The sequence below is a fragment of the Mucilaginibacter ginsenosidivorax genome (genome assembly GCF_007971525.1).
Taxonomy (GTDB): domain Bacteria; phylum Bacteroidota; class Bacteroidia; order Sphingobacteriales; family Sphingobacteriaceae; genus Mucilaginibacter; species Mucilaginibacter ginsenosidivorax.
This window is the reverse complement of the sequence record NZ_CP042437.1, coordinates 3,850,326-3,865,955: the sequence shown is the minus strand read 5'-3', so window position 1 is coordinate 3,865,955 and position 15,630 is coordinate 3,850,326. Positions and strand designations below refer to the sequence as shown.

General features: G+C 45.7%; 7 protein-coding genes, 1 tRNA gene and 2 rRNA genes. 2 read left to right on the top strand and 8 right to left on the bottom strand.

Annotated features, from left to right (window positions below; all coding sequences use genetic code 11):
- Nucleotides 1-26 precede the first annotated feature (26 nt).
- The 3 genes from tkt to FSB76_RS16245 all read right to left on the bottom strand — a co-directional run bounded on the left by tkt (nucleotide 27) and on the right by FSB76_RS16245 (nucleotide 5,557).
- A complete protein-coding gene (tkt, locus tag FSB76_RS16255) occupies nucleotides 27-2,030 on the bottom strand; it encodes a transketolase (protein ID WP_192910153.1) in 2,004 nt (667 codons plus the stop codon).
- Nucleotides 2,031-2,051: 21 nt separating this feature from the next.
- A complete protein-coding gene (locus FSB76_RS16250) occupies nucleotides 2,052-2,807 on the bottom strand; it encodes an ROK family protein (protein ID WP_147055089.1) in 756 nt (251 codons plus the stop codon).
- Nucleotides 2,808-3,175: 368 nt separating this feature from the next.
- On the bottom strand, nucleotides 3,176-5,557 hold the full coding sequence (locus FSB76_RS16245; RefSeq protein ID WP_147055087.1) for an alpha-L-rhamnosidase-related protein: 2,382 nt from the start codon (nucleotides 5,555-5,557) through the stop codon (nucleotides 3,176-3,178).
- A gap of 575 nt (nucleotides 5,558-6,132) precedes the next feature.
- On the opposite strand from FSB76_RS16245, the gene FSB76_RS16240 reads away from it, so the two are divergent.
- Together FSB76_RS16240 and FSB76_RS16235 are read left to right on the top strand one after the other, a co-directional pair.
- On the top strand, nucleotides 6,133-8,520 hold the full coding sequence (locus FSB76_RS16240) for a DUF2339 domain-containing protein (RefSeq protein WP_147055085.1): 2,388 nt from the start codon (nucleotides 6,133-6,135) through the stop codon (nucleotides 8,518-8,520).
- Nucleotides 8,489-9,730, top strand: coding sequence for a DUF3999 family protein (locus tag FSB76_RS16235; protein ID WP_147055083.1), 1,242 nt, complete (start codon nucleotides 8,489-8,491; stop codon nucleotides 9,728-9,730). The genes FSB76_RS16240 and FSB76_RS16235 overlap by 32 nt, the downstream gene beginning before the upstream one ends.
- 144 nt (nucleotides 9,731-9,874) lie before the next feature.
- Here FSB76_RS16235 and FSB76_RS16230 read toward each other — a convergent pair whose 3' ends face one another.
- The 5 genes from FSB76_RS16230 to FSB76_RS16210 all read right to left on the bottom strand — a co-directional run bounded on the left by FSB76_RS16230 (nucleotide 9,875) and on the right by FSB76_RS16210 (nucleotide 15,623).
- Nucleotides 9,875-10,804, bottom strand: coding sequence for a TIGR01777 family oxidoreductase (locus tag FSB76_RS16230; RefSeq protein WP_147055081.1), 930 nt, complete (start codon nucleotides 10,802-10,804; stop codon nucleotides 9,875-9,877).
- Between the two features lie 4 nt (nucleotides 10,805-10,808).
- Complete coding sequence (locus FSB76_RS16225; protein WP_147055079.1) at nucleotides 10,809-11,627, bottom strand: thiol-disulfide oxidoreductase DCC family protein; 819 nt, start codon at nucleotides 11,625-11,627, stop codon at nucleotides 10,809-10,811.
- Nucleotides 11,628-12,084: 457 nt separating this feature from the next.
- Nucleotides 12,085-12,196: ribosomal RNA gene (gene rrf / locus FSB76_RS16220) — 5S ribosomal RNA — on the bottom strand.
- Nucleotides 12,197-12,392: 196 nt separating this feature from the next.
- Nucleotides 12,393-15,272, bottom strand: a 23S ribosomal RNA gene (locus FSB76_RS16215).
- A gap of 277 nt (nucleotides 15,273-15,549) precedes the next feature.
- Nucleotides 15,550-15,623 (bottom strand) — tRNA-Ala (locus tag FSB76_RS16210).
- Nucleotides 15,624-15,630: the final 7 nt, after the last annotated feature.

The following is a 15,630-nucleotide window of genomic DNA, read 5'->3' as shown; positions in this document are numbered from 1 at the left end:
TCTTGACTCTTGATTCCTGACTCTTCTTACAACAAAGCTTTCGCTCTCTTAATTACATTATCAACTGTAAAGCCAAAATGCTTGTACAGGTCATCAGCCGGGGCCGACTCGCCAAAGGTGGTCATGCCCAGCATATCGCCTTCGTCGGTGGTGTATTTGTGCCAGCCCATTGGCGATGCCATTTCAACAGCCAGACGTTTGCGGTATGCTTTAGGGAATACCGATTCTTTGTAAGCTGCGTCCTGTTTTTCAAATAACTCCCATGATGGCATACTTACCACGCGGGTTGATATACCTTCTGCTTCCAGTTTTACCTGTGCATCCATAATCAAGGCAACTTCCGATCCGGTTGCAATTAATATCAGGTCGGGATTTTTGCTGGCTTCGGATAGGATGTATGCACCTTTCTCCAGGTTTTCTGCCTTGCCATATTTATCCTGGTCAAGGATAGGTAAGCCCTGGCGGGTAAATACCAATATAGTAGGGCCATCTTTTTTCTGGATAGCCACACGCCATGCATGCGCGCTTTCGTTGGCATCGGCCGGGCGAATGGTGGTTACATTAGGTATCGAGCGCAAAGAAGCCAATTGCTCAACCGGCTGGTGGGTAGTACCATCCTCGCCTAAACCTATACTATCGTGGGTGTAAACAAATATCGGGCTCACTTTCATAATGGCAGCCAAACGGATTGGCGGGCGCATATATTCAGAGAACATCAGGAAGGTAGCGCCAAATGGCAGCAAACCTTTGGTTAAAGCCATACCATTTAATGCCGAACCCATGGCATGCTCGCGGATACCAAAGTGGAAGTTACGGCCGCTCCTGTTTTCGGATGTGAACGAATCAAAACCCTTCAGGTTGGTTTCTGTTGATGGGGCCAAATCTGCCGCGCCGCCAATTAAGTTAGGCAAGCTTGCCGCAATGGCGTTTAATACTTTACCAGATGCCTGGCGGGTAGCCATTTTGGGATCGGAACCTTTAAATACCGGCAGTTTATCTAACCAGCCTTCGGGCAAATCGCCTTTAAACGCAGTTTCATATTCGGCGGCTAATTCAGGATATTCTTTTTTATAATCGGCAAACAGCTTGTTCCATTTCTCTTCAGATGCGCCACCGCGTGCGCCTTTATCATGGTAATATTTCAACACATCATCAGGCACATTGAATGATTTATCCGGATCGAAGCCAAAAAACTCCTTAACCAGCTTAATTTCATCGGCACCAAGCGGCGAACCGTGTGAACCTGCAGTACCCGATTTATTAGGGCTGCCGTAAGCGATCAGTGAGCGCACACGGATTAACGATGGTTTTTGCGCTTCGGCTTTGGCGTTAACTAAAGCAAGCTCTAAAGCGTGCGTATCGTTAACATCAGGCAAATCCTGTACATGCCAGCCGTATGAACGGAAACGTGCGCTTACATCTTCGTTAAAAGTAATATCAGTAGCACCTTCTATAGATATGTGGTTATCATCGTATAAATAGATAATGTTACCCAACTCCAAATGGCCGGCTAATGAAGCGGCCTCAGAAGTTACACCTTCCATCATATCGCCATCGCTCACAATAGCGTAAACGTGGTAGTTAAAAAGATCGTAACCGGGTTTGTTGTAGCGTGCTGCCAGGTGTTTTTGCGCAATGGCAAAGCCAACACCGTTTGCAAAACCCTGGCCCAGCGGGCCGGTAGTAACATCAATACCAGGGGCCAAACCATACTCCGGGTGGCCGGCAGTTTTGCTGTTTAGCTGGCGAAAGTTTTTGATATCGTCTAAACTTAAGTCGTATCCTGTTAAGTACAAAAAGCTGTACTGCAACATACAAGCATGACCGCATGAAAGTATAAACCTGTCGCGGTTTGCCCAATCCGGGTTTTTAGGATTGTAATTTAATGCTTTTGACCATAAAACGTGGCCCATAGGTGCAAGCGCCATGGCTGTGCCCGGGTGGCCCGAGTTTGCTTTTTGCACTGCATCGGCCGATAAGATCCGTACGGTATCTATTGCTAATTTTTCTATGTCCTGTGTGTTTTCCATTATCTTTTTGGGTATTGTATGTTATGCTGTTGGGGTTGCTATTGCGCGTTTGGTTTTGCTGTCATCGTCATTTAACCATAACCGCGCACCGCCTTTAATGCCATCGGCATTGGTTACAATTTTCATGTTTTTATCCAGTTTAAACGTTAACTCATCAGAGTTGCCGCCGCCTATATATAAAGTATCGTAATTGAATACAGTTTTTAAAATCTCAAAAACCTTTTGTATGCGCTTGTTCCATTTCTCTTTACCCTCTTTCTCCAGGGCCCGTTCGCCAATATACTGGTCGTAGGTTTTACCTTCTTTTATAGGCAGGTGTGCCAGTTCAAAATGGGGCAGCAAGTGGCCGTCCATTAGCAACGCGGTACCAAAACCGGTGCCCAGGGTAATTACCATTTCCAGGCCTTTGCCTTTTACTACGCCCAAACCCTGCATATCGGCGTCATTTACTACCTGTGTAGGTTTGCCTAATACATCGGTTAGTTTTTTGGCCAGGTCAAAATCGGCCCATAGCTTGGTACTTAGGTTAGGAGCGGTTTTAATTACACCGTTTTTTACATAACCAGGAAAGCCCACTGAAATCCTGTCATAACCAGGGAATTTCTTCACCAGGGTTTGGATAGCTTTAATTACATTTTCGGGACTGGCCGGTGCGGGCGTGGCAACTTTGTCGTACTCCATTTTAAGCTCGCCCTTAATATTTAAAATAGTTGCCTTAATGTGCGAGCCGCCGATATCGATTGAAAGAATTTTTAACTGGGATGGAGTGTTTTTCATCGGTGTTATTTGTTTTAAGTTATGATGAAGCTATCATTGGCAGTATAATTAATGTTACAACCATGAACCATCCATCTTTATTGTATTTACCTACCGGGCGCCTCCCCTTGCAGGGCGGACCCGTTTAATAACTGTAGCGCGTAAATATCACATTTTTAATAATAAATGATTGTTAAATATGTAATTAACGCAAGTGTAACTAATACAATAACTAATAAACGTTGTAAGAGTAAAGTTAGCGTTGCTTTTTTCTTTTCAAACAAAAAACCAATGTTTTTTACTGTAAAGTGGCAAAAACGATACAAAAATGCTTCATTTATTGGAATTATCCTAAAAATATGATATAAATCATGTTTTATTAATCATTTTTAGACAATTATCTTGTTTTTTCCGGGATTAATGAGGTGATTTTGTCCTTTCCAGATAAAAACACCGGTTGTACCGGGTGGCAAAATAACTTCTATATCCCATTTTTCTTTTTTCAGCTCATATTTCACGGCAATTTTCCCGTTAGGATGAGGTATTTCTCCGCCTATTTTTTTTAAATCGCCCAGGTGCGGCTCTATTTTTATTTTGCCGAAACCGGGCGCATAGCTGTCGACGCCCAAAATGGTTCGGTAAAACTCAATATTGGGGCTCGCGCCCCAGGCATGGCAGTCGGACCGGTTATGTTGCAGGTCGGATATTTCAGCCCAGGTGGTAAGTCCCATCCGGATATTGCTGCGCCATATATCAAGCCATTTCAGGTAATCATCCCCATAACCACTTTTAATTAGGGCCTGGTGCAGGTAATATTTAAAGTAGATAGTACATTGGGTAAGCGTTGTATCGGTCATAAGCTTTTTGCCAAGGGCCGATGCCTGATCGCCTGTTACCATACCCGTTAAAATTGCCAGTGAATTGGTATGCTGTGAAAACAGTTGCTGGTCTTCCACGTCGGCGTATAGTTGCCTGCCGGGCACCCAATATTTTTGTTGAATGGTAGCTTTTAATGCGTAAGCCATGTCATGATAATATTGTGCAATAATTGGTATGCCAAATTTGGCTTCCATTTGGGAAGCCTGCTGGTAAGCCCACAGCAATTGCATATCCAGCAAGGCCGATGATCCGTTTGCGCTTACTGGGGCCGCGCCAAAATCCCAGCCTTTACCGCCCACCCAATCGGCAAAGTTCCAGTATGGGGTGCTTTTCAACGAACCGCCCGGTTGTTGATATTTTCTGAAAAATGCCAGGATGTCTTCTACGCCCTGTAATTTGCTTTGCACAAAAGCGCTGTCGGGCCGGTACATCCAATAATCATGCAGCATGCCGATATACCATAAAGAAAATGTTGAAATAATCTGGGGCGAAAATGACGGGTGACGGCTTAAGGTAACCCCTTCGGCAATACGGGAGTGGTCCATTAGGTTAATGGCATTACGCACCAGGCGGTCGTCGCCGCTATTGTAGTACGATACCAGGGCCTGGATGCGGCTATCGCCCACATATTGCAGCTGTTCGTAGTAGGGGCAGTCGTAATACGTTTCGCCAGCACAAAGCCTGGCTGTGCGCCAGCCAATGTCCAGCATCTTTTTCATTTCGGCTGTGCCGTCAAGCTTCGCGTTCAGTTTAAAAGGGTAGCCGGTAAAGGTGCCGTATATGTCGTCTATCTGTAAAGGCTGGCCGGCGGTGGTTATTTTTAATTGGATATACCTAAATGTGCGAAAGCTAAGCGTATTAAACGACTGGCCCGCGCTACCATCAGACACGATGCTATCCCTGCGGCCCGAAAATATTTTACCTTCTACATCATCGCGGTTGCCTTTTTCAAGGCCGCCGGGCCCGTGCAGTTTGGTAAATAATGTTTCGGCATAACTAAGGCTGATACCGGCATTTTTACCAAGGCTAAAATTGAGTGATATAAAAGCATTAGTTAAAAAAGTTTGATCGAGCAAAAAGGTAACAGTGGTATTTGCAGGAATAGTTATGGCTGTTTTAGTGGCCGGGAAGCTTTTGGGCACAATGATCCCTTCGGCCTTGCGTAATACCGGGATGCGCTGGTAGGTTAGCTCAACCGGCGGAATGGAGGAAGGTACCAGCATCCATCCAAAGGCGTTCACCGTACCTTTAGGGTTACCGTTATCTATTTTAACAGCGTTTTTCCAGCCGCTTATGTCTGTTTCTTCAGCCTTCCAGTTGCTGATACCGGCGTTCATATCTACCCGCTCGCCGGGGCCGGCTACATAATAAGTACCGTACCCAACCCCCACAATGGGTTTGTATGCTTTGTCGCGGATGCCTTTCCAGCTTTTATCTGTATTAACTATAGCTTCCGTATCGCCATCACCCTGCATAATAAATCCGGTCTGGATCGAGATCTGCGCTTCCGGGCGGTAGTCGCCATCGTTCCAAACCACGGCGGCGATGGTATTATTGCCCGCTTTAAGATAAGGCGCCAGGTCGACAGTTTCGTAGTTCCAGTAATAGGTATCACCGCGGGCCGGGCCTAAGGATACCAGCGTTTGGTTTACGTATAATTTGTAGCGGTTATCGGCAGATACATGCACAAAGAATGTGGCCGGTTTATCTTTAAGGTTGATGTTTTTGCGGAAATAATAAATACCGTAATCTTTAAGTGATTCGCCGGGCACGGTAATCCATGATGCCTTCCATGGCCCTTTTAGCAGTGCCTGATTAATGGATTGCGCATAGCCGGCAAGTACAGCCAGCATAAAAAACAGCGACAACGCGGCTTTATATACAATTTTCATGGAAGGTGGTTATGATGTGGTTAGCATGTGCTTAAGTGCTAAATTACAATTAAAATAATTAGACGGTGAATGGAGAATTACCATTTTGCTTAATCCCGCAACACATTTTTTTGTACAACGCATAATTGCGTCTCCGGCAGACAGGCCGGACAAACGCATCTAAATAGCCAACGGAATGAGCTTATGGCGTGGGGAAGATATAAGCATCAAACAGCGCTTGTTTTATTGGCTGATGCCGGTTAAATGATCCGGCTACCAAAGGAACTTGTATCGGCCATAAACAGGCGCAAATATTTAGATGCGCGTAAATCGCTATCTTTTTAGTGTTAACCATGATAAAATACAATATATTGATTATCAAATATTTATAAATATATTACCTGAAATATGTTAAGTTATGTTAACCCAATTCAGTGCGTTTATTCACCCGGATAGGCGACGGATTCGCCCGCCTGGATTTGCCTGCGCGAGCTGCAATTATGCTTATCACGTTGAAGAAAGAAGCCTTCTTATTTATTTAAACCGCGCATTAGTTTCATAATTCCGCTATCTTTAATTTTAATAAACCTGAGGCTATGGATTTTTTTATCGTTGTTTTACTCATATTGATTATTGTTTTAATTGTAAACAACAAAAGCAGCGTTGGCCGCAATATAGAAGCACTTGAAACCCAGGTACTGGAATTAAAGCGGATGATTGAACATTTGCGGGTATCCAAACTGACGGAAGAACCAGTCAAACGCGACGAGGTTCCCAAACCTGTTATCAAAGAAATTCCCGTTATTACAGCCCCGGAGCCACCTGCTTTACCAGTTCCACCGGCAATAAAACCCGAGCCGGAACCTGTTAAAATTGAAAGACAACCCGAGATAATCAGCGATAGCATACCGGCTATTAACCGCCCGGTAAAAACAAACGCACCCGCCCAACCGGTACCCGAAGAGCCAAAACTTTCCTTTTTTGAACGCTACCCCGACCTGGAGAAATTCATCGGCGAAAACCTGGTTAACAAAATCGGTATAGCCATATTGGTATTAGCTATTGGCTACTTTGTAAAATTCGCTATTGATAGCGGCTGGGTTGGCCCTGCCGGCCGCGTGGGCATTGGTATTGCCTGCGGCGCTATATTGGTAGGCATTGCCCATTGGTTACGCAACAGTTATAAAGCCTTCAGCTCGGTGTTAGCCGGTGGCGGCTTAGCGGTATTTTATTTTACCATAACACTGGCCTATCACCAATTTAACCTGTTCAGTCAAACGGTGTCATTCGTTATCCTTATCGTCATCACTATTTTTGCGGTTCTGCTGTCATTGCTCTATGCTAAGCAGGAGTTGGCCATTATAGCGCTTGTTGGCGGTTTTGCCAGCCCTTTTATGGTGAGCACAGGGAAGGCAAATTACGATGCCTTGTTTATTTACCTGCTCATACTGAATACCGGCCTGCTCATCATCGCTTATTATAAAGCATGGCGCGTGCTCAACATGGTGTCGTTCGCGTTTACAGTCATTGTATTTGGAGGGGTGTTGTATACGCTTACGGCGCCAACCTACCATTACGGGTTAATTTACGGCAGCATATTTTATGTGCTTTACTTCGCCATCAATGTGGCCAATAACGTCAAGGAGAACAAAAAATTTATCGGTTCGGATTTCAGCATCCTGCTCATTAATACCGGGCTTTATTTTGCGGCCGGCTTGTACCTGCTCACCGCTATGCACCAGGAGCAATTCCGCGGGTTGTTTTGTGTGAGTTTGGCGGTGGTAAACCTCATCCTGTCATACATCCTGTTCCGTAACCGTAAGGTTGATGCCAATGTATTGTACCTGCTGATTGGCATTACGCTCACCTTTATATCGCTGGCTGCGCCTATTCAACTGCATGGCAACAGTATTACATTGTTCTGGGCTGCCGAAACGGTGGTGCTTTACTGGTTATACCTGCGTTCGTCAATTAAATTAATGAAGCTTACTTCGCTTATTTTGTGGGTAGCCATGTTGCTGAGCCTGCTGATGGATTGGTACCAGATTTACCCCGATCACCTCATTAAGCTTACCGTTATTGCCAACAGGGGCTTTATTACAACACTGGTGGCCGCCGTCAGCTCGTTCCTGTTGTCGGTGCTGGTAAGCCGCGACGAAAACGACGATGCGGGTATAAAATTCAGCAATCACATATTCAGCACCGTTGGGCTGGCGCTGTTATTTTTAAGCGGCCTCACCGAGATTAATCACCAGTTTTTAAACAGGTATCCCGATGCATCGCTCAATATATTGTACATGATGCTGTATACGCCGGCTTTTATATTAGGCTATTATGTGGTATCGTTAAAAGTAACGGCAATTCAATTTAGCAACAACATCCGGATTGGCATAATTGGGGTTTGTATTATCATATACCTGGTTTTAATGCCGCAGTACTTTGGTTTGCTGACAGATATGCTTACCGGTAAAAAAATACCATCGGGCCATTTTGCGGCGCACTGGATAAGTGCAGCGTTTATCGGCCTGCTATTTTACCGTACCATCCGCCTTTGCCAAAGCACTATGGACGATGGTATGAAAACGCTTTTCACCTGGATCCTGAGCGCCGGCATCGTAGTATTTTTAAGCCTGGAATTTTGCCTGCTCAACAACCTGGTATTTTACAGCAAAATGCACTCCATTGAACGGATAGAAACAGTTTACGTTAAAACCACCCTGCCTATATTATGGGGGCTGCTATCCTTCGCGCTCATGTGGCTGGGCATGCGTTACAAAATGCGCACCATGCGTATAGTATCGTTAACCCTATTTTCTATCACGCTGGTTAAACTGTTTACTTATGATATTGTAAATATACCGCAGGCCGGGAAAATAGCCGCATTCTTTTGCCTGGGTGTTTTGCTGCTCATTATATCCTTTATGTACCAAAAGGTTAAAAAAATTATTGTTGATGATGAAACTGCTAAAAATAAGGAAGACTAACATTGCCTTAACCGCTTTTTTTTGCGGACTGATGTTTACGGCATCGGCACAAAAAAGCTTTAAATATGGCGCTGCACTACAACAGGTAGATAGTACGGGCTTTTACCGCATCAGCCTTAAGCCCGGCTTTGTGGCCAAGGCCAGGAACGATATGGCCGATATCCGCATTGCCGATACCAAAGGCAAATTTGTGCCTTACATACAGGCCGGCAGCCTGCCACAAAAAAACCAGCAAAGCTTTGTTGTTTTTAACAGAATAGATAGGCACCTGCCAACCGATACCGGTACCACTTATGTAGTTGAAAATAAAACAGGCCTGGCACTTGATAAGCTGTGGATAAAACTGCAAAACACCGCAGTGCAACGCAAGGTAAACCTGGTGGGCAGCGATGACCTGCAACAATGGTTTGCCATACAGGAAAGCATTCCATTACAGGAGGCAGTACAAAACAGCGAAGGCACCTACATGCAATTGCTTTCGTTCCCGGCCAGCAGCTATCGTTATTTAAAAATATTGGTTGACGATAAAAACAAAACACCCATCAAGTTTTTGCAGGCCGGTATTTATACCGAATATGCCAAAACGCTGGCTTATACCCCCATCCCCTCGCTTCAGTTTACGCATGCTGATAGTAATAAAACTACCTTTATCAACATTAAACTAAACGATAATTACCAGGTAAATAAGCTGCATTTAAATATCAGCGCGCCTAAATACTTCAAACGGAACATAACGGTGTACCAGATTATTGGCAGTTACAAAGAAGCTGTTGCCGAGGCTGAATTAAACTCCACCAAAAACAACGACCTTCTGTTTTCTTCAAAGGCCAGCCAGCTGTTATTACAGATAGCCAACGGCGATAACCAGCCATTAACCATTACCGGCATTGATGCTTACCAAACCGACCAATACCTGGTTAGTTATCTTGATGGCAAACAAAGCTACCGCCTGCTGGCCGGCGATTCGACCGCACAGGCACCGGAATACGACCTGAAGTTTTTTGCCGATAGCATAAAGGGTAATATCCCAACCATCAGCCACGGAGCTGTTGTCAAAAACAACACTGTTTTGCTGGTACAAACCAAAGCAGACAAGGATTATACCGTGTTGATTTGGCTGGCTATTGTAATTGCTTTGGGGCTTTTGCTGCTGCTTACTTTGAAAATGACGAAAGAGGTGGGGAAGAAGGTGGGGGATAAGAATAGCTGATTTTAGTTAATTGTGCCGGTTTATTTCGACGGCCTTCTCCGCTGAATTTTCCAGATTTACGAAGTTTTAAAAACTTCGTAAATCTCCTATTTCCGCAATCTGTGTCCTCACAGGCATCGGGAAGGATCAAATATTGAAAGATCCCTACCCCCTTATACTCAAAATATCGTGTATTGCATATTCCGCCTTTTCGTACTGAAACTTAAAACCGGCATCCATTAAGCGCCGTGGTTTTACCCAGCGACTTTTTAATATCAGTTCCGGTTCGGTGCCGATAACCAGGGCGCCAATCTCCAGCAGCCATTGCGGTGCAGGCAGGCCTACCGGCATACCATAGGCTTTGCGGATGAGTCGCATAAAATCGGCGTTCTTTTCGGCATAAGGCGCAGCGCAGTTGTAAACGCCTTCCGTTTCGGGCTGATCAAGCAAAAATTGGGTGCTGCGGGCAACATCATGCTCATGCACCCAGGCCATGTATTGCTGCCCATCGCCTTGCCGGCCGCCTATTCCCATTTTTACCAGGTTGAGCAGGCGCGGAAAAACACTGCCGCTGCGGCCAAGCGCGATACCCAGGCGCAAAGCTACTTTACGGGTATGCGGTGTTTCGCACTTAAAGAAAGTGCTTTCCCAAATGTTGCATACGTCGATGCTGAAACCGTAGCCAATTTCGCCGGTAGTTTCGTCCTGCGGATGGTCTTCAGCATGACGGTAAATAGTGGCAGAGGTAATGTTGATCCACAGCTTTGGCGGATCAACCATTTTATGGATCACATCGCCCAACAGTTTGGTAGGCGTAACACGTGAGGCGATAATTGCGGCCTTGTTCTTTTTGGTATAGCGGCAGTTTACGTTTTTTCCGCAAAGGTTAATAAGCATATCGGCGTGAATGAGCTGCACTGTCCAGCCGCTTTCTGTTTTGCCATCCCAAACCACCGTACGGATGTTGCCGGTAGCAGGGGCTTGTTTTCGGGCCAGGATAATGACCTCATCGGCCAAATCTTTATAATATTTGGCCAGCACAGTACCCAGGTAGCCATTGCCACCGGCGAGCACTATTTTTTTGTACGCTTTCATGATATCAGTTTAGGATAAGGATCAATAAAACAATACGGTAAGTTACCCAACTGATGGTCATTACCCAGCCCAATTGCAGCAGCTTTGTACGTCGGATATGCTCTAAAAACATCAGCCCGGCCACGCACACAAAAAACAGGGTATACATTAATGGCCCGGGATGAAACCAATGGTTAACAGCAAGGGGGATAAGCAACAGCAAACTGCCTGCAAAAGATATGGTCATGAGGTTGCCCAGGTAAGTCCAAAGCTTGCCTTTGGCAAAGGTGCTAATCACTGCAGCCTGCACAAATACCTGGCCGCCGCAAATCAGGTATTCGCGGTAAGCATTGCCGGGCGGTACCATGCCCACCAGTAAATGTGCGTAGCGGGTTAATATAAACGCGGTACAAAACCAGGTAAATAGCAGATAGGCAATCCGGTAATGTAGTTTAAAAGAAGGTTTGTAAGCAAAATCCGCGTCCTCATGAACAGGCGGAATAATAACCCGCCGGTTGTAGGAGATAAAAGCATAAACCTTGCTCATGAGCCAAACAAAAGGTTTAAAAGCAAACAAAGGGGTAAATATGGGCCAGGCGTTGCCCAGTATTTTAAACAGGCTTTTGATACCATAGGTAACCTCGCCGCTTTTAAGGTTGATGAGGGCAATTTCGTTAACGGCGCGCTGCCTGTCATAAACCGGGCAGGCGTTTTGGGGCATGGTTTGGTAAGCAGCCCGGCCTCCATCATCAAGCATGCCGGTTTTTACAAAGGCTTTGGTATAAACACTGCACATGGGGCATTCGGCATCGAAAAGGATCATGTGATTATTAAGCGTTTTCATTGTTGAGGGTTTTATTTTTCCTGTTGACGACACAAAGATATAGTTTATTTTATATTTTCAATAATTATTGAAAATATAAAATAATTCATGCGGTTAGCAAAAGAGGCTTGGAGTTATCGTTAGTTTTTCCGATGGATTTTTCACCTAAGGCCTGCCAAAAAAGCAGGAACACAAACTTAGGTACCAGGAAGGTAAACGACCGGCATCTTTAACGACACGCAAGGGTAAGCCAACGGTGGTTGATAAGGCGTCGGCAGGTATAGTAAATTGAGCTATGTTATTTTGAAAATCGATGGACTATAGCATGGTTATACTCGCGTATGGAGGATTCAAATTTTCCACTCCACTTTCAGGAAGCTAAACAACCGAACACCAATGAACTAATGAACGAGTGAACCAATGAACCAACAGGACGCAAAAAAGCCCTTGACTGTTTCCAGCAAGGGCTTGATTTAAGATTTGGCACCGACCTACTCTCCCACGTTTTACCGCAGTACCATCGGCTCTGGCGGGCTTGACTTCTCTGTTCGGAATGGGAAGAGGTAGACACCGCCGATATAGGCACCTGAATTTCTTTTAGATTTGAGTATTGAGATTTGAGTATTGAGATTGACTTGCGTCTTTATCTCATATCTCACATCTAATATCTCATATCTATGACATATTATTGAAAGAAGTAAGTAAATCAGAGAAAACAACAATATTGTATTGTTCGGTTATACGTACCACGTCAAACGTTTTACGTATAACCTATTATTACCTGCTATGAGAAAGCTTCGGGCAATTAGTATCACTCGGCTATGATGTCACCACCTTTATACCTATGACCTATCAACGTAGTAGTCTGCTACGACCCTCAATGGAAGTCTCATCTTGTGGCTAGTTTCGCACTTAGATGCTTTCAGCGCTTATCTATTCCCAACGTAGCTACTCTGCAATACAGCTGGCGCCATAACAGATTCACCAGAGGTTAGTCCAACCCGGTCCTCTCGTACTAAGGTCAGCCCCACTCAAACTTCCTGCGCCCACAACAGATAGGGACCGAACTGTCTCGCGACGTTCTGAACCCAGCTCGCGTGCCACTTTAATGAGCGAACAGCTCAACCCTTGGGACCTTCTCCAGCCCCAGGATGTGACGAGCCGACATCGAGGTGCCAAACCTCCCCGTCGATATGAGCTCTTGGGGGAGATCAGCCTGTTATCCCCAGCGTACCTTTTATCCTTTGAGCGATGGCCCTTCCATGCAGAACCACCGGATCACTATATCCGTCTTTCGACCCTGCTCGGCTTGTCTGCCTCACAGTCAAGCAAGCTTATGCTATTGCACTCCACGTACGGTTACCAAGCGTACTGAGCTTACCTTTGAAAGCCTCCGTTACCTTTTTGGAGGCGACCACCCCAGTCAAACTACCCGCCAAACAATGTCCTCCACAGTGCAGAGTTAGACACCAAATACAGAAAGGGTGGTATTTCAACGTTGACTAAATGACTCCTAGCGAAGCCACATCACAGTCTCCCACCTATCCTACACATCCTGTATCCGATATCAATGTTAAGTTGTAGTGAAGGTGCATGGGGTCTTTCCGTCCCGTTGCGGGTAACCGGCGTCTTCACCGATACCACAATTTCACCGAGCTCATGGCTGAGACAGCGCCCAGATCGTTACACCATTCGTGCAGGTCGGAACTTACCCGACAAGGAATTTCGCTACCTTAGGACCGTTATAGTTACGGCCGCCGTTTACCGGGGCTTCGATTCAATGCTTCGCCTTGCGACTAACATCCCCTCTTAACCTTCCGGCACCGGGCAGGTGTCAGGCCATATACGTCATCTTTCGATTTTGCATAGCCATGTGTTTTTGTTAAACAGTCGCCTGGGCCTTTTCACTGCGGCTTCCATTGCTGAAAGCGCCCCTTCTCCCGAAGTTACAGGGCCATTTTGCCGAGTTCCTTAGCCATGATTCACTCGAGCACCTTAGGATTCTCTCCTCGACTACCTGTGTCGGTTTACGGTACGGGTTTTTATAACCTGAAGCTTAGCGGGTTTTCTTGGAAGTCTGATTACCTGAACTATCACCTTGTCCGAAGATTCGGTGTACTATCAGCTTTCAGCAAGTCTTGCGTACTTAACTACAAAACCTATACCTACAGCCTTTAACGAACTATTCCGTCAGTTCGCGTCAGTGTCACTACTCCGTCACCGCATCGCAGTTATAAAAAGTACTGGAATATTAACCAGTTGTCCATCGGCTACGCCCTTCGGCTTCACCTTAGGCCCCGACTAACCCTGATCCGATTAGCGTTGATCAGGAAACCTTAGTCTTTCGGTGGGCGGGTTTCTCTCCCGCCTTATCGTTACTTATGCCTACATTTGCTTTTCTATTCCCTCCACAGTCGGTTGTCCCTCCTGCTTCGCCGGATAATAGAATGCTCCCCTACCAGATGCATTACTGCAAATCCATAGCTTCGGTATACTGCTTGATGCCCGTTTATTATCCATGCCCGATCGCTCGACTAGTGAGCTGTTACGCACTCTTTAAATGAATGGCTGCTTCCAAGCCAACATCCTAGCTGTCTGTGCAATCGGACCTCGTTAGTTCAACTTAGCAGTAATTTGGGGACCTTAGCTGATGGTCTGGGTTCTTTCCCTCTCGGCCCTGGACCTTAGCACCCAGAGCCTCACTCCAGCGTATATTATAAAGCATTCGGAGTTTATCTGGATTTGGTAGGATTTGACTCCCCCGCACCCAATTAGTAGCTCTACCTCTTTATAACTCAACCGCCAGGCTGTTCCTAAAAACATTTCGGGGAGTACGAGCTATTTCCCAGTTTGATTAGCCTTTCACCCCTACCCACAAATCATCCGGAAACTTTTCAACGTTTATCGGTTCGGTCCTCCAGTACCTGTTACGGCACCTTCAACCTGTCCATGGGTAGATCACAAGGTTTCGCGTCTACCTCCCCTGACTATACGCCCTATTCAGACTCGCTTTCGCTTCGGATCCGTGTCTTAAACACTTAACCTTGCCAGGAAAGAGTAACTCGTAGGCTCATTATGCAAAAGGCACGCCGTCACAGAACAAGTCTGCTCCGACCGCTTGTAAGTACACGGTTTCAGGTTCTATTTCACTCCCCTGTTCGGGGTTCTTTTCACCTTTCCCTCACGGTACTGGTTCACTATCGGTCTCTCAGGAGTATTTAGCCTTACCGGATGGTGCCGGCAGATTCCCACAAGGCGTCTCCGACCTCGCGGTACTCAGGATACCACTATCCTACTATTCATTACCCGTACGCAGCTGTCATGCTCTATGGCTGGGTTTCCCACCCCATTCCGGTTTTGTTTAGTTTTCATGTTGTGGTCCTACAACCCCAATTATGCCGTAACATAATTGGTTTGGGCTTCTTCCCTTTCGCTCGCCACTACTCAGGAAATCATTATTATTTTCTCTTCCTCTGCTTACTTAGATGTTTCAGTTCAGCAGGTTTGCGCATTTATGCAATTAGTCTTCAACTAATTAGGTTTCCCCATTCAGAAATCTGCGGATCAATTCATATTTGCTGATCCCCGCAGCTTATCGCAGCTTATCACGTCTTTCATCGCCTCTGAGAGCCAAGGCATCCCCCGTGTACCCTTTCTTACTTTCTTCTACTATACCGCCTTTTGCCCGGTATGTATGCTTTTTGATATGGTTGCCGTTCATCGGTTCACTCGTTCATTAGTTCATTGGTATTGCTACCTCTTTACCTTTGTCCTCGTAATCCTTTAAAGCCAACAACCGTCTCTATACTGTTGTCTTCTCTTTTTTATTACTTCTTCCAATATGTCAAAGAACGTTTTGCGTAATAGAGTCAAGATATTAGAATCAAGAATCAAGACCTATGTCTTTTCTCTTGTTTCTTTTCTCTTGCTTCTTTTCGCATCGTGGAGAATAACGGATTCGAACCGTTGACCCCCTGCGTGCAAGGCAGGTGCTCTAGCCAGCTGAGCTAATCCCCCTTAGATG

Bases quoted from the DNA above. Each gene is read 5' to 3' on its own strand.
- tkt (WP_192910153.1), bottom strand. From the start codon at position 2,030: ATGGAAAACACACAGGACATAGAAAAATTAGCAATAGATACCGTACGG.
- FSB76_RS16250 (WP_147055089.1), bottom strand. From the start codon at position 2,807: ATGAAAAACACTCCATCCCAGTTAAAAATTCTTTCAATCGATATCGGC.
- FSB76_RS16245 (WP_147055087.1), bottom strand. From the start codon at position 5,557: ATGAAAATTGTATATAAAGCCGCGTTGTCGCTGTTTTTTATGCTGGCT.
- FSB76_RS16240 (WP_147055085.1), top strand. From the start codon at position 6,133: ATGGATTTTTTTATCGTTGTTTTACTCATATTGATTATTGTTTTAATT.
- FSB76_RS16235 (WP_147055083.1), top strand. From the start codon at position 8,489: ATGATGAAACTGCTAAAAATAAGGAAGACTAACATTGCCTTAACCGCT.
- FSB76_RS16230 (WP_147055081.1), bottom strand. From the start codon at position 10,804: ATGAAAGCGTACAAAAAAATAGTGCTCGCCGGTGGCAATGGCTACCTG.
- FSB76_RS16225 (WP_147055079.1), bottom strand. From the start codon at position 11,627: ATGAAAACGCTTAATAATCACATGATCCTTTTCGATGCCGAATGCCCC.